The sequence below is a fragment of the Sulfurospirillum sp. SCADC genome (assembly GCF_000743525.1).
Lineage (GTDB): Bacteria > Campylobacterota > Campylobacteria > Campylobacterales > Sulfurospirillaceae > Sulfurospirillum.
Genome location: NZ_JQGK01000011.1, coordinates 878 through 16,361 on the forward strand (window position 1 = coordinate 878; position 15,484 = coordinate 16,361).

Annotated in this window: 17 protein-coding genes, 1 tRNA gene, 1 rRNA gene and 1 pseudogene (1 of these 20 only partly in view); 12 read left to right on the plus strand and 8 right to left on the minus strand. The window is 41.1% G+C overall.

Features of this window, described 5'->3' with window-relative positions:
• From JU57_RS07970 to JU57_RS07980, 3 genes are all read left to right on the plus strand, one after another.
• Nucleotides 1–1,884 (plus strand): 23S ribosomal RNA (locus JU57_RS07970); its annotated part reaches 877 nt to the left of the window's first position; the annotation flags it as partial.
• 319 nt (nucleotides 1,885–2,203) lie between these two features.
• Nucleotides 2,204–3,094, plus strand: coding sequence for a DMT family transporter (locus JU57_RS07975; RefSeq protein ID WP_037959365.1), 891 nt, complete (start codon nucleotides 2,204–2,206; stop codon nucleotides 3,092–3,094).
• Entirely contained in the window at nucleotides 3,091–3,483 is a 393-nt protein-coding gene (locus JU57_RS07980) for a thioredoxin fold domain-containing protein (RefSeq protein WP_037959368.1), read from the plus strand. The genes JU57_RS07975 and JU57_RS07980 overlap by 4 nt, the downstream gene beginning before the upstream one ends.
• Here the strand turns inward: JU57_RS07980 and JU57_RS07985 are convergent.
• A complete protein-coding gene (locus tag JU57_RS07985) occupies nucleotides 3,476–4,354 on the minus strand; it encodes a nucleoside recognition protein (protein ID WP_037959371.1) in 879 nt (292 codons plus the stop codon). The genes JU57_RS07980 and JU57_RS07985 overlap by 8 nt on opposite strands.
• Nucleotides 4,355–4,422: 68 nt before the next feature.
• Between JU57_RS07985 and JU57_RS07990 the strand changes: the two genes are divergently transcribed.
• A tRNA-Arg gene (locus tag JU57_RS07990) sits at nucleotides 4,423–4,499 on the plus strand.
• A 5-nt stretch (nucleotides 4,500–4,504) separates the two neighbouring features.
• Here the strand turns inward: JU57_RS07990 and JU57_RS07995 are convergent.
• Genes JU57_RS07995 through JU57_RS08005 form a run of 3 tightly spaced genes read right to left on the minus strand, consistent with a single transcriptional unit; the run spans nucleotide 4,505 to nucleotide 7,151 of the window.
• Nucleotides 4,505–4,963: a GNAT family N-acetyltransferase gene (locus JU57_RS07995; protein ID WP_037959374.1), complete on the minus strand. Its 459-nt coding sequence runs from the start codon at nucleotides 4,961–4,963 to the stop codon at nucleotides 4,505–4,507.
• The gene (gene murG / locus JU57_RS08000) at nucleotides 4,957–5,994 is read right to left on the minus strand and encodes an undecaprenyldiphospho-muramoylpentapeptide beta-N-acetylglucosaminyltransferase (RefSeq protein ID WP_037959377.1); all 1,038 of its coding nucleotides are present in this window, start codon (nucleotides 5,992–5,994) and stop codon (nucleotides 4,957–4,959) included. Before murG ends, JU57_RS07995 begins: the two co-directional genes overlap by 7 nt.
• On the minus strand, nucleotides 5,991–7,151 hold the full coding sequence (locus tag JU57_RS08005; RefSeq protein ID WP_037959379.1) for an FtsW/RodA/SpoVE family cell cycle protein: 1,161 nt from the start codon (nucleotides 7,149–7,151) through the stop codon (nucleotides 5,991–5,993). Before JU57_RS08005 ends, murG begins: the two co-directional genes overlap by 4 nt.
• Nucleotides 7,152–7,274: 123 nt before the next feature.
• On the opposite strand from JU57_RS08005, the gene flgB reads away from it, so the two are divergent.
• The 4 genes from flgB to JU57_RS08025 are packed head-to-tail and all read left to right on the plus strand — an operon-like array spanning nucleotide 7,275 to nucleotide 10,311.
• A complete protein-coding gene (gene flgB, locus JU57_RS08010; protein WP_037959382.1) occupies nucleotides 7,275–7,709 on the plus strand; it encodes a flagellar basal body rod protein FlgB in 435 nt (144 codons plus the stop codon).
• Between the two features lie 9 nt (nucleotides 7,710–7,718).
• Nucleotides 7,719–8,213, plus strand: a complete 495-nt coding sequence (gene flgC, locus JU57_RS08015) for a flagellar basal body rod protein FlgC (protein ID WP_037959385.1) — start codon at nucleotides 7,719–7,721, stop codon at nucleotides 8,211–8,213.
• 5 nt (nucleotides 8,214–8,218) lie between these two features.
• A complete protein-coding gene (gene fliE, locus JU57_RS08020; protein WP_037959388.1) occupies nucleotides 8,219–8,515 on the plus strand; it encodes a flagellar hook-basal body complex protein FliE in 297 nt (98 codons plus the stop codon).
• Between the two features lie 14 nt (nucleotides 8,516–8,529).
• Nucleotides 8,530–10,311: a penicillin-binding protein 2 gene (locus tag JU57_RS08025; protein WP_037959391.1), complete on the plus strand. Its 1,782-nt coding sequence runs from the start codon at nucleotides 8,530–8,532 to the stop codon at nucleotides 10,309–10,311.
• Here the strand turns inward: JU57_RS08025 and hemH are convergent.
• Together hemH and JU57_RS08035 are read right to left on the minus strand one after the other, a co-directional pair.
• Nucleotides 10,308–11,243 carry a ferrochelatase gene (gene hemH / locus JU57_RS08030; RefSeq protein ID WP_037959393.1) on the minus strand — a complete coding sequence of 312 codons (936 nt, stop codon included), beginning with the start codon at nucleotides 11,241–11,243 and terminating at the stop codon, nucleotides 10,308–10,310. The two genes, JU57_RS08025 and hemH, sit on opposite strands and share 4 nt — an antisense overlap.
• Nucleotides 11,244–11,325: 82 nt before the next feature.
• The gene (locus JU57_RS08035) at nucleotides 11,326–11,967 is read right to left on the minus strand and encodes a hypothetical protein (protein WP_037959395.1); all 642 of its coding nucleotides are present in this window, start codon (nucleotides 11,965–11,967) and stop codon (nucleotides 11,326–11,328) included.
• A gap of 105 nt (nucleotides 11,968–12,072) precedes the next feature.
• Between JU57_RS08035 and JU57_RS08040 the strand changes: the two genes are divergently transcribed.
• Nucleotides 12,073–12,759, plus strand: a complete 687-nt coding sequence (locus JU57_RS08040) for an SDR family oxidoreductase (RefSeq protein ID WP_037959397.1) — start codon at nucleotides 12,073–12,075, stop codon at nucleotides 12,757–12,759.
• Nucleotides 12,756–13,238 (plus strand): DUF1566 domain-containing protein, encoded by a 483-nt coding sequence (locus tag JU57_RS08045; protein ID WP_037959400.1) that lies wholly within the window; start codon nucleotides 12,756–12,758, stop codon nucleotides 13,236–13,238. The genes JU57_RS08040 and JU57_RS08045 overlap by 4 nt, the downstream gene beginning before the upstream one ends.
• Here the strand turns inward: JU57_RS08045 and JU57_RS14085 are convergent.
• Together JU57_RS14085 and JU57_RS08050 are read right to left on the minus strand one after the other, a co-directional pair.
• The gene (locus JU57_RS14085; RefSeq protein WP_294876701.1) at nucleotides 13,235–13,399 is read right to left on the minus strand and encodes a hypothetical protein; all 165 of its coding nucleotides are present in this window, start codon (nucleotides 13,397–13,399) and stop codon (nucleotides 13,235–13,237) included. The two genes, JU57_RS08045 and JU57_RS14085, sit on opposite strands and share 4 nt — an antisense overlap.
• Before the next feature lie 64 nt (nucleotides 13,400–13,463).
• Complete coding sequence (locus JU57_RS08050) at nucleotides 13,464–13,799, minus strand: hypothetical protein (RefSeq protein ID WP_051906726.1); 336 nt, start codon at nucleotides 13,797–13,799, stop codon at nucleotides 13,464–13,466.
• Here JU57_RS08050 and JU57_RS08055 point away from each other — a divergent pair.
• Both JU57_RS08055 and JU57_RS08060 read left to right on the plus strand, forming a co-directional pair.
• Nucleotides 13,800–14,024: pseudogene (locus tag JU57_RS08055) on the plus strand (hypothetical protein); the annotation flags it as partial.
• A gap of 59 nt (nucleotides 14,025–14,083) precedes the next feature.
• A complete protein-coding gene (locus tag JU57_RS08060; protein WP_037959405.1) occupies nucleotides 14,084–15,478 on the plus strand; it encodes an ATP-binding protein in 1,395 nt (464 codons plus the stop codon).
• The last annotated feature ends 6 nt before the right edge of the window (nucleotides 15,479–15,484 follow it).

The window sequence follows — 15,484 nt, forward strand, 5'->3', positions numbered from 1 at the left end:
AAGTGATAACTCAGTGGAAAACGATGTGGAGTTGCTCAAACAACCAGGAGGTTGGCTTAGAAGCAGCCATCCTTTAAAGAAAGCGTAACAGCTCACTGGTCTAGCGATTCTGCGCGGAAAATATAACGGGGCTAAAGTTATCCACCGAAGCTGTAGATTCTATTTTTAATAGAGTGGTAGGAGAGCGTTCTAGTCAGCATTGAAGGTGTACCGGTAAGGAGCGCTGGAGCGGCTAGAAGTGAGTATGCAGGCATGAGTAGCGATAAAACGGGTGAGAATCCCGTTCGCCGAAAACCCAAGGTTTCCTACGCGATGTTCGTCATCGTAGGGTTAGTCGGGACCTAAGTCGAGTCCGAAAGGGGTAGACGATGGAAAGTTGGTTAATATTCCAACACCAATTATAGAGCGCGATGGAAGGACGCTTAGGGCTAAACGAGGCAACTGATGGAATAGTTGTTCGAAGGGTGTAGATTAGATTACAGGCAAATCCGTCATCTTTTATTCGAGACCTGACAGGCACTTGATGCTCTTCGGAGTGGATGGTGAATCGTTGATGCCGTCGAGCCAAGAAAAGTTTCTAAGTATATCTGTAATTGCTCGTACCGTAAACCGACACAGGTGGGTGAGATGAGTATTCTAAGGCGCGTGGAAGAATTCTGGTTAAGGAACTCTGCAAAATAGCACCGTATCTTCGGTATAAGGTGTGCCTCCTTCTGTATAGAGACTTGCTCTCGAAAGCGGAAAAGGTTGCAACAAAGAGTCCCTCCCGACTGTTTACCAAAAACACAGCACTCTGCTAACTCGTAAGAGGATGTATAGGGTGTGACGCCTGCCCGGTGCTGGAAGGTTAATTGATGGTGTTAGCGCAAGCGAAGCTCTTGATCGAAGCCCCAGTAAACGGCGGCCGTAACTATAACGGTCCTAAGGTAGCGAAATTCCTTGTCGATTAAATATCGACCTGCATGAATGGCGTAACGAGATGGGAGCTGTCTCGACCAGAAATCCAGTGAAATTGTAGTGGAGGTGAAAATTCCTCCTACCCGCGGCAAGACGGAAAGACCCCGTGGACCTTTACTATAGCTTGACACTGCTGTTGGGATAAAGATGTGCAGGATAGGTGGGAGGCTTTGAGAGTATGACGCCAGTTGTACTTGAGCCATTGTTGAGATACCACTCTTCTTTATTCTGATAGCTAACTGGGACATATTATCTATGTTCAGGACAATGTCTGGTGGGTAGTTTGACTGGGGCGGTCGCCTCCTAAAAAGTAACGGAGGCTTACAAAGGTTGGCTCAGAACGGTTGGAAATCGTTCGTAGAGTATAATGGTACAAGCCAGCTTGACTGTGAGACATACACGTCGAGCAGAGACGAAAGTCGGTCATAGTGATCCGGTGGTTCTGTGTGGAAGGGCCATCGCTCAAAGGATAAAAGGTACCCCGGGGATAACAGGCTGATCTCCCCCAAGAGCTCACATCGACGGGGAGGTTTGGCACCTCGATGTCGGCTCATCGCATCCTGGGGCTGGAGCAGGTCCCAAGGGTATGGCTGTTCGCCATTTAAAGCGGTACGCGAGCTGGGTTCAGAACGTCGTGAGACAGTTCGGTCCCTATCTGCCGTGGGCGTAGGAAAGTTGAGGAGAGTTAACCCTAGTACGAGAGGACCGGGTTGAACGAACCACTGGTGTACGGGTTGTTCTGCCAAGAGCATCGCCCGGTAGCTATGTTCGGATGTGATAACCGCTGAAAGCATCTAAGCGGGAAGCCAACTCCAAGATTAACTTTCCCTGAAGACCTCATGAAGACTACATGTTTGATAGGCTGGGTGTGTAATGGGTGAGAGCCCTTTAGCTGACCAGTACTAATAGGTCGTTTGGCTTACATATTATTACGTATGATAATGCTATTTCACTTCCTTATTAAGTGTAAAGTGTTCTGTTGACTAGACAATACTAAACTCACCAAAAGAATGGTGAATTAAGTAGTAATCTGATGGGAGTCAGAGCTAAACTTTAAACCTAAAGGTATTAAAGTATTAGCGCTGACCCCTATTTTTACTGTTTAATTCACGATTCTGGTGGCTATNNTAAGCTCTTCATCGCCGATAATACTCTCCCTTACTGGGATGGAAACGTAGGTCGCTGCCAGTTCCGTGATTCTTTTTTCTTTATTCTTTCATTTCGTCTTATACAAAGGCGGTCTTTCTTGGAAAAAAATCAATCAAAAGCTTATCTATTTGCTATTTCTGCTGTTTTACTTTGGTCAACCGTTGCGAGTGCTTTTAAACTGACATTAGCCCATTTTGATGCGTTACAACTTTTACTGTATGCTTCATTTTTTTCATTATGCGTCTTTTTTATGGCTATGGTGTATCAAAAAAAGTTTTATATGCTTTTGACCTATTCAAAAAAAACCTATCTCTACCTTGCTTTGTTGGGTTTAATCAACCCATTTATTTACTATTTAATCCTTTTTCGAGCCTATGAGCTGTTGCCTGCCCAAGAGGCACAGCCTATTAATTACACCTGGGCGTTGACATTGACGTATCTGTCTGTATTTATCTTAAAGCAGAAATTGAGTCTCTATGATTTTCTAGCAGGGCTTATGTGTTACTGTGGTGTTTTAGTCATCTCGACGCATGGAGATTTTTGGAATTTCTCTTTCTCAAGTCTCACAGGTGTTTTTCTAGCGCTTTTTTCGACCGTATTGTGGTCGCTTTATTGGATTTACAATACGAAATTACAGGTAGACCCTTTGGTTGGGCTTTTTATCAATTTTCTCTTTGGTGTTCCTGCTATTTTACTCTATGCCTTTGTGACATCGCATCCTCTAACCTTGAACTTCTATGGTTTTTTAGGCTCACTGTATATTGGGTTTTTTGAGATGGGTATTACGTTTATCCTGTGGCTGCAAGCGATGAAGTTAAGCACCAACACCGCAAAAATTGCCAATCTTATTTTTATCTCACCTTTTTTATCTTTAGTGTTTATCGCCTTCTTTGTAGGTGAAACCATTCTTTTTTCTACCTTTATTGGGTTAATTTTTATTATAATGGGCTTAGTGATTCAACAAAAAAAGAGAGTAATTTGTCAATGAAAAAATGGTTTCAAATCGCAATGATGGTTATGCTAAGTGCGTTTTCTTTACAAGCTGGATTTTTAGAAATGGAGCGCCAAAAAGCGTTGAAAGAAAATAAACTGATTCTTTTAACGCTTGAAAAAGAGGGGTGTCCCTATTGTATCAAGATGCAAAAAGATGTTTTTGATGTCACAAAATTTAATCAACATATTGCTAAAAACTATTTACATGTAAGCATTAATGGAGAAGACCCAACATTGCCGCAAGCGTTACATGTAAAGTATTTTCCTACGAATTTGATTTTATCACCACGTGATCTTAGTATTATAGATGAATTTGCAGGCTATAGTGATCCTCTAAATTTTATAGAGCTGTTAGATATTGTATACACGCAAGAGTTTAAGTAGCTTTAGAATACCGTATGACAAGAGTTGCAATCAAAGTTGCAAACAGTAAGCGTAGTCCTACGATAAGCCACGGATTAGCCCCAAAAATGACAAAAAGAAGCGTGTCTTCAATAATCGCATGCGCGATCATCAAATACGTCCCAATGAAAAGAATTTCCTTCTTTTTTAAAATACCTTTTTCATACTCGGAAATTAAAATACCAGCACCATAGGTAATGCCCAAAATGACACCCACGGTAATTGAAAAACCACTGTTCACCTTTTGTGAATGCTTTTCAATGATGGTGAGTGATTTGATAAAGTCAAGAAAAAAGATAAGCAGTGTGACGAGTACAATGACTTTGAGTGATAGCGAAAGGGATTCATACAGCGAGTTTTGCACGAGACTAAAGAGCGATTGATACACAGGATGCTCAGGCGTTACAGCTTCTTGGAGAATCTCGCTTGAAAACCAACTCTGAGGAAGCTTTGAAGTGAGTCCACCAACGAGCAAACCCACACTCAGTCGTAAAAGGATGGAGTAGATCCTTGAAAGTCCTAGACGTTTCATAATCTCAGTTTCAACAATAAGTGCATGGGCTATCCCTAAAAAGACGGCTAAAATTGTCCACTCTTTAGCGTCCAGTCCCAGTGGTGCTGCAAATGCAATGGCCGCATAAAGATTGAGAAAGAGACCACTAACAATGGCAAGGGCTGCCTCTTGAGGGAGTCCCAAGAGTGAAACAAGTGGTTTAAAAATGAAAGTAATGTGTGAGAGAAGATTGTAATAAAAGAGAACATCCGCCAAAATGTAAATAGGAACTATGAGTTTTAGAATCGTCCAAGAACTTTTTAACGATGTTCTAAGTGATTTTTGTACGCTAAATGACATTTTGACCCTTTTTTTAATACTTAATTTATATTAGCTAAGCTATAATACCGACCTCAAAAGAGAAATGTGCGCTCGTAGCTCAGCTGGATAGAGCATCGGTTTGCGGTACCGGAGGTCAGGGATTCGAATTCCTTCGGGCGCACCACTTCGTTAAAATGTCTCTTCAAATAATCTGTATTTCGTTTTTTGTAACCCCAACTCTTCATACGATTTTTGCGTTGCTTTATCATCTTTATGCACATAAAGTCTGATGCCACATACATCGTAATGCTCTTTAGCCAATACTTTTGCTTTATCTAACAGTGCATCATGAACCTCTTTTTCATGCGCATGATCGGTAACAAAAATACTTTGAATGCAGTAATAAGCACCGTTATTCCAATCACTCCACTCTCTCGTGATCATAGCCAATCCCACAATGACATTTTCAATGGTAGCAATAATATAGAATCCATTATGGAATTTTGCAAAGACTTGATGAACACCTTCGGTGGTAAGGGCAAGTGGGACGTTTTTATTGACCGTTTCTTTGGCGAAGAGGACATTAAACGTTGCAATCTCTTTGGCATCATCTCTGGTTGCAATACGTACGATAAGATTTTCTAACATGATTTCTCCTTTGTTTGGGTTTGTAACATGACATCAACGATCTCTGCTGCGCCACCTTTTTGAATCATCTGCATTAACCGCTTGGAAATGCTGAGCAGATCAAGCTGTTTGATCTGCTCTAAAAGCGCTTTAGGCTCAAACGCACTGCTTTGCTCAAGCATGAGCGCTACGTTTTGGTCGACGAGTGCTTTGGCGTTAAAATACTGATGATTGGCGGCTGCGTGAGGCAATGGAATAAACAAAGCAGGCACACCTGCGGCGCAAAGTTCCCAGAGGGTACTAGCCCCTGAGCGACTGATGGCAAAATCGGCAGATGCAAGCTTTGCAGGAATCTCTTTGGAAAAATCAAACACATCCGCTGGAATCCCATTCTGTTCGTAAAACGCTTTCATCGCTTCATACTCTTTTTGCCCAGTTTGGTGAATGATTGCAATACCTTCGTGGTGTAACAAGGGTGCCATTTTTTGCGCAAGTGTATTGATAAACGATGCACCTTGACTTCCCCCTAGAAAGATGATGGTTTTGAGCTCTTTGCGCTCTTTAGCGATGCCAAAGAAGGTTTCACTTACAGGGTAACTCGTTTTGAGCGCCGCTTGATCGTAGGAGCTAAACAAAGCTTTGCAAAACGGACGTAGCAGCGAATTGAGTTTACCTTGGACGGCATTTTGCTCATGAATGTACACAGGAATACCACACAGGAGTGCGCCAAACGATGCAGGCGCTGCTGAGTAGCCTCCGACAGAGAAGAGGGTATCGATGTGATGTTTTGTGAAAAGCGCTTTACATGTAAAGGCAGAACGCAGGATGGAGAAGAGCACAAGCAGTTTGCGAACTCCTTTTTTATTGACGACTCCTTGACTCTCGAGAAAGTAAGTTTTTGCAAAACCACCATCGTGTTCAAACCATGCTTTATCTTGTCCTGCGGTGGAACCAATGTAAATGGGTTGGATGCCTCGACGATTGAGCTCTTCTTTAATCGCACGTGCAATGACCAAGTGTCCGCCTGTGCCTCCGCCTGTAATAGCGATCATAATTTTGCCTTTTTGCTGATCATCAGCACCATTCCAATGCCAACAGAAAGCGCTAAAATGGAGCTTCCTCCGTAGCTGATGAAGGGAACGGAAATACCTTTGATCGGGGTAATGGAAGTAATGCCATACGCATTCATTAAAAAGGAGAAAACAATTAAAAGTCCGATGCCTAAGGAAAAGAGGTAGTAGACCTTATTGGTGCTTCGACTCGCAATTTTAAAGATGCGGTAAATAATGGTGATGATCACAAGCGTGAGAAACGTGACACCCAGCGCTCCGAGCTCTTCCGCAATGCCTGCAAGGGCAAAGTCGGTATGCACTTCACTGAGATAGCCTAGTTTAAACATACCATTTCCGATACCTTCACCAAAAAGACCACCGTGCTTAATCGCGTTGAGTGAGTGTGAGATCTGGTATGGCTCAGGGGCATCTTCCACACGAAGGACGGCTGCAATATTTTCAGGAAAAAGTGAGAGCACCATATTTTGAATCGTTGCCCACCATGTTTTAATCCTAATAATACGGTGTGTGGAGCTAAAAATAGCAACGAGAAAGATAAAAATAGAGCCAAGAATGGCGAGCATAAACAGTTGCAGACTCGTACCTGCAAAAAACGCCATGACTGCAAGGGTGAGTGCTAGAACGACCACTTGTCCGAGGTCATTTTGCATAACCGCAATCAAATAAATAACCAAGACAAAAACAGCCAAATAAGGCAAAATAAGCATCATCTCTTCTTTGAGTGTTTTTTTATTGTTATTGAGTTTTCGTGCAAAGCTCCATGCCAAAAAGTAGACAAAACCAATTTTGAAAAACTCAACGGGTGCGAGTGAAAATCCTGGAAGCCTGATCCATCGTTTAGCGCCACCTGCGGAGGTGACTAAGGACTCAGGAAGGTAGTGCATGAAGCCCATTAAAAGAAGACAACTGAAAAAAATGGTAAAGCCGATATGGATAAGAAATTTGTCAGGATCAATTTGTGAAAGAGCCCACATAATACTGATGCAGATCATGCCAACGGCGAATTGACGAATAAAAAAATGGTATTCTGAATAGTCAAAAAAGAGTGTCGTGAACACCGGCAGCGACAGTGAAAAAACAATGCCTACAAAGATGGCAAAGCTGCAAAGTGAAAAAAGTATTTTATCTGTTTCCATGGTTTCTTAGTGTATGATTTTGGGATTTTTGTGATTGTACATTAAAATAGATTAAACCTCATTATGAAGTAATTTGGAATACAATTTGCTTACATAAAGTATCTCACCACGAAAGGCAAAAAAATGGGTTTTGTGACCTCTAAATCAAATCCACTTTTAGAAGCAGGTCTTAGCGCCAGAGCTTTGAGACAAGATCTCGTCTCTAGCAATATCGCTAACATCGACACACCATTTTATAAAGCACGTGATGTTGACTTTGAAACCGCTTTGATTGAGAAGAAAAAAGCGATTTATGGTGAAAATAACGCTGCAACGAAGCTCGAAATGGCGCAAACCGATGCGTCACACCTCAGTGCTACCAGCGGTTTTGATAGCTCGCAATCAACGGTGTATCTTAGAGACGGACATATGGCTCGAAATGATGGCAATACGGTCGATTTAGATGTAGAAACATCGGAATTGGGTAAAAATGCCATGATGTTTAACGCACTTGCATCAGGACTACAAAAAAATGGTCTCATTTTTAAAAGCGTTATTGAATATTCGTCTAAAATATAAGGAAATACAATGGCATATTTAAGCAGTTTTGACATTAGCAGTTACGGACTCTCTGCACAACGTTTTCGTATGGATGTGATCAGTTCCAACATCGCCAATGCCAATACGACTCGTACGAGTGAAGGTGGACCGTATCAACGTAAAGATGTTGTCTTTAAAGCGGTTGATTTTAAAAAAACCTTGAATGCCAAAATTGCCAGTGATAACAACATGTTAGAGTACGAAAATCCGTTGGATGACCCATTCTTGCAAGAGGATGCCAATCCTGCTATAATGAGCGTTAAAGTGGATAAAGTCGTGCGCGATGAGAGCGAATTTAGGTACAAATATGAGCCTTCCCATCCGGATGCCAATGAAGAGGGTTATGTTGCGTATCCAAACATTAATCCTGTCATTGAGATGTCCAACCTCGTTGAAGCAACTCGCGCATACCAAGCAAACGTTTCCGCATTTCAAAGTGCAAAATCCATTGCACAAAGTGCGATTGATATTTTAAAAGGATAAGGTAAATGGCTAGTACAATTGATACGCTTACAGCATTAACCAATACATCCAATACAACGGTTGCAAAGACAGATGCCAGTAGTAGTGATTTTTCAAAAATTTTACAAGATTCTCTTGAAGAGATTAACGACACCCAAGTTAAAGGTGACAAAGCGATGGCAGATCTTGCGACGGGTGAAGTCAAAGATTTGCACCAAGCAGCGATTGCTATTAACAAAGCAGAAACGAGTATGAAAATGATGTTAGAAATTCGTAACAAAGCCCTGAGTGCTTATAAAGAGATTTCGAAGACACAGATTTAAGTTTTGCCGTTTACATGGAACAATCTGACGCAAAAAAAATCAAAATCCTTTTTCTCTTTGTGGTTGTCCTTCTTGGATTTCTCATTTTTCTTGGAACCCTTTTTTATTGGGCAACACTTGATCGAAGACTTCCAAAATTAGAACACAGCGAAGTGAACCACGCCCTTCGTGGTAATATCATCAGTTCGGATGGCTTCAAAATCGCTACGAGTCAAAAACTTTATAAAGCCCTCGTCGATACACGCAACATTGATCCCAAAAAATTTGACCTTTTTGTCAAACTCTATTCCCTTTACAGTGGTGATGACCCCAAAGCCGTCGCAGCAACCTTAAATGCCAATGTTGGCAGTACGGTGCTGTCTTACCGCATTGACTCCAAGAGTGCTAAGTACCTTCAAGAACTCTCACGAAAGCTTTACAAACTAGGGGTTTTTAAAAGCTATGAAGACCCTAAAACAGGTGTGGCATTTTTACATGGTCTAAGCGTCATTGAAAGCGGTGAAGACAGACTGTATCCATCCGTTGATTCGGTAACGCCTATTTTAGGCTATGTGAAGAAAATGGAGCAGAAAAATATTACAAAAACAACAGGGGTTAAAGGCATCGAACGCTTTTACGAAGATAAACTCTCCTCCGTGCAAGACTCTTTAGTCATAGGAGCGCGTGACATCTCTAATGCCATTATTTTAGATGGTAATAGTATCTCTTCGCGTCGTTATGATGGCTATGATGTTCATTTGACGGTTTCTTTAAAAATGCAAAAAATCATTGAAAATGTCTTAGATAAATATCAAAAAAACCTTGAAGCCAAAGAGATCATTGCGGGAATCGTCAATAGCGAAACGGGTGAATTTATCACCCTAGCGTCAAGCAATCGTTTTAACCCTGATCTCATTGAGAAGAAAGATTATGGAGCGCTCAATATCTCAGCGATTGAGTACATTTACGAGCCAGGTTCTGTGATGAAAAGCATCACCTTTTCACTGCTGCTTAAAGCGAATAAAATCAATCCGTATGACATCGTCAATGTCTATGGTGGAAGCTACAAGCTGGGAACCAAAGTCATCAAAGATACCCATAAAGCGGATAAAATCAGTGCAGAAGACATCATCGTCTACTCCAGTAATGTTGGAACGGCACAGATCGCGCAGAAGCTTGACCCGATAGAGTTTTATCAAGGATTGAAAGATTTTGGATTTTCCGTTCGCAGTGGCATCGATCTTCCGTTTGAAAATCCGGGCGTCATTCCCGCACTCAACCGCTTTAATTCGCCGATTTATAAAGCAACCGTTGGGTATGGTTATGGTATGAATGCGACATTTATGCAAGTCATCAAGGCGTATAATGCCTTTAATAACAATGGAAGGCTCATCAACCTCTCATTGGTGAAAAAACTGGTCTCTCCCACAGGGCAAGAGCTATTTCCTGAAAAAGTTCCTGAGGTACAAGTCATTCCCGTTTCGGTGGCAAAACGGATGCAGAAGATTTTGATTAAAGTCGTTCAACAAGGTACGGGTACGGGAACAAAAATGGAAGGATTGGAAATAGGGGGCAAAACAGGAACGGCGCACATTGCCGAAGATGGCGAGTATGTACGCATCTACAATGGTTCCTTTTTTGGTTTTGTCAACGATAAAAAGAACAAATACACCATTGGCGTATTGGTGCGTGAAGCGAAGAAAAAACAGGCATATTTTGCGGCACAAAGTGCGGTGCCTGTTTTTAAAGAGATTATCGAAAAACTGGTTGATAACGGCTATTTAACCCCATCTGCTGAGATTCAAAACACGCCTTAGGCAATGAAGCCTTTAATGCACTCCACAAACGCCTCATCATCATTGGGGCATTTTGCGACGATATAGCGCTCAAAGCCAAGTTTGTGTGCGAGTTCAGCATACTCTTGGCTTAGTTCAAACTCCGTTTCAGAATTGTCGATCGTAAATGAGATGGGAACAATGAGCGCGTTTTTATTTTCAAGCGTTGAGAGTTTTTCCTCCATCGAAGGCTCAAGCCATTTAACGGGACCAAGCTTCGACTGATAGGCTAAATGCACCGCTTTAAAGTGTACATTTTCCTTCTCTAAAAGTTGCTCAACCAGCTTTACATGTAAACTGATTTCTCTCTCATACGGATCGCCATTGGCGATGATCTTTTGAGGCAGAGAGTGCGCGGAGAAGATCAGCTCCATTTGCGTTGAATCATTTTCGCCTAATGCTTCTTTGATCTTTTTCACCAGAAGGCGGTTGTAGCTTTCGCTTTCAAAAAAACGATCAATGACGCGAATATTTGCTTTAAACTCTAAGGCTTTCGCTACTTTCATAAAATCTTCCACTGAAGACTTCGTGGTCGTGGTTGAGTAGTGCGGATAAAGCGGTAGCAAGATTACTTCTTCGATTTTTTGAGCTTTAAGTTCCTCAATCAACGCATCGCAAAACGGTGGCGTGTAGCGCATCGCAAAGTTTACATGTAAAGAAGGAAGTGCCTTTTGCAGCTTCGCAACCAGTTGCTTGGTGTAGCCGACCAAAGGTGATTTTCCTCCGAGTTTTGCGTAGTTGGCTTGGGCTTTTTTGGTACGTGTTGAGGTAATCATAAACGCGATAAAACGGCGTAAAAGAGCACTTTTGACGGTGATGATATTGGCATCATTGAACATATTGGATAAAAAAACTTGGACTTCATCCAGGTTATTAGGTCCTCCCATATTGAGCAGGACAAGCGCTTTTTTCATAATGAACCTTTTCCATAAAATAGTTTTTATTCTACTTTAGTGTTGCTAAAGAGCGCTTTACATGTAAAAAGTGCTAGAGCGATTAAGCGTTGTATGAAGATTGAAAATTCTCCCAAAATTTTGCAATCGTCTCTTTGATCTCAGGCGATGTATACGCCCCTTGTGTTGGATGAAGCATTGCATCGATGCGCGCAGCGAGTAGATCGTAGGTAAACGGTGTTGCTATTGTACTGGTTGATGTCTCCTCTACAGATGAAAGTGCTGAGGTAGCGTTCGTGAGTGTCACGGCAGTCATCGCGTCAAAACGTTCACGCTCATCTAGGGAGTTGAGCGCACTGACGTAAGACGCTTTCATCGCATCACTCATAGTGGTAGAAATCATTGAACTTTTATTGGCAATGCCATCTTGCACCATTCCATCGCCATTAAAGTCATATTTTTCAGCATCGTGCATGAGCAAATTGTAAGCACCTTCATCGCTGAGCGAACTAACGTTGATCTCATTAGCCAGCCCCGTGTAGTGTTGCAAGGTTGAGAGTTCATCTTCGCTGAGATGACTCAAAAATGCTTTAGCCGTAGAGAGCTTGACATCACTCTGGACGGCTTCGTGGTATATGGCTTCAAAATCTTCACTGTAAGACGATTGCATCGCTGTTCTATCGCTGTTTGGTTGCAGTTGCTTCATTAAACTCACATTGGTTTGATACCGTGTAGACGTTTCCATAAGATTGCCCCTCTTAGAAAATTTACATGCTCAATGCAAGCAAAAATTGTGCCGATTAAGCCATCCTATGGTATGTTTTTGTACTGAAATTTGAAAGGAATAGGGATGCAAAATGTCATGATTACAGGTGCATCAAAGGGCATTGGCAAAGCAATAGCACAGGCACTTTATACGCGGTATAACCTCATTGTTATTGATCAAGAAACTCCCACGCACACCTTTTTCAACCACTTTTACCGTTGCGATCTCAGTCAAAGTGAGGCGATTACTGAAACGATAAGACAGATAAAAAATGACGTAACATCACTTTACGGGCTTATCAATAACGTAGGCATGTTTATTCATAAACCGCTTCATGAGCAGACTTTACGCGATTGGGAAAAAGTGATTGCACTCAATCTTACCGTACCGTATCTTCTTTCGCACGCCTTTGCGCCTCTGTTGACGCACGGACATATCATCAACATCGCTTCAACGCGTGCGTCTATGTCCGAAGCAGGCACGGAGCCTTATTCGGCGTCCAAAGGTGGTCTCGTTGCATTAACGCATGCACTTTCTATCTCGTTGGCAGGAAAAGTCAGTGTCAATTCTATCAGCCCTGGGTGGATCAACACCGATGAAACCTATGAGCCAACCAAAGAAGAGCACGCATGGCATCCGAGCGGCAGAGTTGGCAAAACCAGTGACATTGCTGAGTTTGTGCGCTTTTTGTTGGAGAGAGAAGACGGGTTTATCACAGGCAGTGACTTCGTGGTTGATGGAGGCGTTTCTAAAAAGATGGTCTATCCATGAAACGATATGTCATTATTTTTTTGATTTCAACCCTGAGTTTAATGGCGAAGTGTTCCTCTAACACGAGCAGTTTCACCGCAAAAGAGGGCGAAGTCATTGATACAAAATCGAAATTAATCTGGAAGCGTTGTTCCCTTGGTGAAGAGTGGCAAAAAGGCAAAGGATGTGTCGGTGAAATAAAACTTATAAGGCGCAAAGAAGCAGAAGCATACGCACGCTCCTTGGGCAATGGATGGAGAGTTCCGAGCGTTGATGAGCTTTTGAGCTTGGTGGATGAACGCTGTAAAACGCCCGTTATCAATAGCGCACTGTTTGGAAAACTACACGACACAGGCGAGGGTGCGAATTATCTAACTTCGTCCGTTTACCTTGAGGGGGACGACGTGATTCCAACACTTTTTTATACGATTGATTTTATGAATGGTGTTGTAGATGCCCATACGAAAAGTTATATGGGCGCTGTGCGGTTGGTGCGTTAAAGTTTTTTAAGCGACACAGCATGGCATAAATGTTTTTCATCTTTAGAGACTCTGGCACATTTTTCGCAGATAAATTTTGGTTTTGAGACGATCTTGATGATCTTTGTGGCATACGTTTTGACGTCATCTTTTTTAAGAGAACAGAGTTGTTTGATTTTCATGCTCACTCCTTTTACATGTAAGAGTGTAGCATGAAATCAAACAGAGTGCGCTTTAAAAGAGCAGTTACACAGCACCCATGATTTTTTTGGAACTCTCACCTTTGTGGCTGAGTATCTCTTCAAAACTCATCGCTTTTGCCGCACAATCGGTCTTCAAAAGTCCTTCATACAGCACGTCGATTTTTTTCTTATTGTCGAGTTTTTTAAGCTCACTTTTATCAAGTCCTGAGAGATCAAGCAGTTCATTCCACACAGAACTTTCCGATAAAGAGTAGGCATGAATGGTGACACCTTCATAAGAAAATGTGCCGTTTTTATCCAAATCGGTCACATACAGCACGACCAAGGTTGCAGGGGTAAAAAACGCTTTATAACGCTCAAAAAAGGCTTCAAAATGCAAGATGCTCTCTAATTCAGCGGCAAAAAAAGTGACTGTCTCATGAAACGTAAAATCAGAAAAGGTGTCGAAACTGCTTTTTCTATGATAACTGCCAAATTTGGTAAAGTTATTAAGGCTACAGCCATTGATGGCTTCTTAACCAAGCTTAGACTCTTCATCACTGCTTACGCCATCAATTGTTTTTTGAAGCTTGGTGATGACAAAAAAGCTCTACTGTTTAACTAGCAGTTTGGGTTAATTAAACTAATGGTATAATCTAGTCAAATTGAAGGGTGATTAAATTCATGATTACAAAACTTGAAATAAGTGGTTTTAAAACATTTGAAAATTTTGAAATGGAATTTTCTCCGTTTACGATTATTGCCGGACCCAATGCATCAGGTAAAAGTAATCTTTTTGATGCGTTAGCACTTTTAACGCGTTTAGCAGAAACAGATTTAAAAACTGCATTTAGCGAACAACGAGGCGAAGCTATAGAACTATTTACAAAATATGATGATGATTTTGCAGATGAAATTTCTTTTGCTATTGAAATGCTTGTAGATAAAAAAGTTCGTGATAATTGGGGCGGTGAATCAGAACTAAAATATACACGTTTAAGGTATGAATTAAAAATAAAAAGAACTATCAATGAACGTGGAATTCTTGATCTTGCCGTTGCCTATGAAGTATTAGTAAATTTAAAACACAATGAAGATGTATGGCTTAGAAATCATTTAAAACCTGAAGTAAGAGAGATATGGAGACCAAAAGTTTCAACAGGTAAAAGAGGGAAACCTTATATTCTTACAGAAGATAGAGAAGGTACTGTAACTATATATTTAGCCCAAGATGGAAAATCAGGGAATAAAAAAGCAACACCTGCTAATGCTGTTTTACAAACAGTTTTAAGCAGTATAAATTCAGTGGATTTTCCTCATGTTTTTGCCGCAAAAGAGGAGATGCGAAAATGGCGTTTTTTACAACTGAGTCCAGATGCCCTGCGTAAGCCAAGTCCCTATATGGCGAAAGATACTATTTCGCATCATGGAGAGAATTTAGCGGCTGTTTTGTATCGCATCAAAAATGCAGATATTTCCGCCATTAAAGATATAGCGAGACGATTAAATAATCTTTTGCCGACAATAGTTGATGTAGATGTATATGATGACAGCGCAAATAAGCAGTTTATTGTAAAAGTGAAAAATGATGATGGAAGAGAGTTCTCTTCACGAGTTTTATCTGAGGGAACTTTACGACTTTTGGCATTATGTGTGTTTCTTTATGATGAGACATTTGGAGGATTACTCTGTTTTGAAGAACCGGAAAATGGGATACATCCATTTCGTTTAAAAGCCATGGTTGAGTTACTTAATGATTTAAGCATAGATTTTAATGATGTTGATATGCCACTTCGTCAAGTTTTGGTTAATACACATTCTCCTGTTTTAGTCGGAGAAGTTTTTCAATTAAAAGAGAAGAAAAATATTTCAGTATGGTTTTCAAGGTTGATAACGAAGATTACAAAAAAATCTGGTGTCATGAAAAAACTTCATGTTACCAAGATTTTTTCAGTTGATCCAAGTTCACAAGGAACTTTATTCCAAAATAATGTTGCAGATAATAATGTTACAGAGAAAATTACGCAAGCGGATTTGAAAAACTACCTTCAAACAGCTTATTTCCCTGAAATGATGTAGGTCTTA

Bases quoted from the DNA above. Each gene is read 5' to 3' on its own strand.
- JU57_RS07980 (WP_037959368.1), top strand. From the start codon at position 3,091: ATGAAAAAATGGTTTCAAATCGCAATGATGGTTATGCTAAGTGCGTTT.
- JU57_RS07985 (WP_037959371.1), bottom strand. From the start codon at position 4,354: ATGTCATTTAGCGTACAAAAATCACTTAGAACATCGTTAAAAAGTTCT.
- JU57_RS07995 (WP_037959374.1), bottom strand. From the start codon at position 4,963: ATGTTAGAAAATCTTATCGTACGTATTGCAACCAGAGATGATGCCAAA.
- murG (WP_037959377.1), bottom strand. From the start codon at position 5,994: ATGATCGCTATTACAGGCGGAGGCACAGGCGGACACTTGGTCATTGCA.
- JU57_RS08005 (WP_037959379.1), bottom strand. From the start codon at position 7,151: ATGGAAACAGATAAAATACTTTTTTCACTTTGCAGCTTTGCCATCTTT.
- flgB (WP_037959382.1), top strand. From the start codon at position 7,275: ATGGGTTTTGTGACCTCTAAATCAAATCCACTTTTAGAAGCAGGTCTT.
- flgC (WP_037959385.1), top strand. From the start codon at position 7,719: ATGGCATATTTAAGCAGTTTTGACATTAGCAGTTACGGACTCTCTGCA.
- fliE (WP_037959388.1), top strand. From the start codon at position 8,219: ATGGCTAGTACAATTGATACGCTTACAGCATTAACCAATACATCCAAT.
- JU57_RS08025 (WP_037959391.1), top strand. From the start codon at position 8,530: ATGGAACAATCTGACGCAAAAAAAATCAAAATCCTTTTTCTCTTTGTG.
- hemH (WP_037959393.1), bottom strand. From the start codon at position 11,243: ATGAAAAAAGCGCTTGTCCTGCTCAATATGGGAGGACCTAATAACCTG.
- JU57_RS08035 (WP_037959395.1), bottom strand. From the start codon at position 11,967: ATGGAAACGTCTACACGGTATCAAACCAATGTGAGTTTAATGAAGCAA.
- JU57_RS08040 (WP_037959397.1), top strand. From the start codon at position 12,073: ATGCAAAATGTCATGATTACAGGTGCATCAAAGGGCATTGGCAAAGCA.
- JU57_RS08045 (WP_037959400.1), top strand. From the start codon at position 12,756: ATGAAACGATATGTCATTATTTTTTTGATTTCAACCCTGAGTTTAATG.
- JU57_RS14085 (WP_294876701.1), bottom strand. From the start codon at position 13,399: ATGAAAATCAAACAACTCTGTTCTCTTAAAAAAGATGACGTCAAAACG.
- JU57_RS08060 (WP_037959405.1), top strand. From the start codon at position 14,084: ATGATTACAAAACTTGAAATAAGTGGTTTTAAAACATTTGAAAATTTT.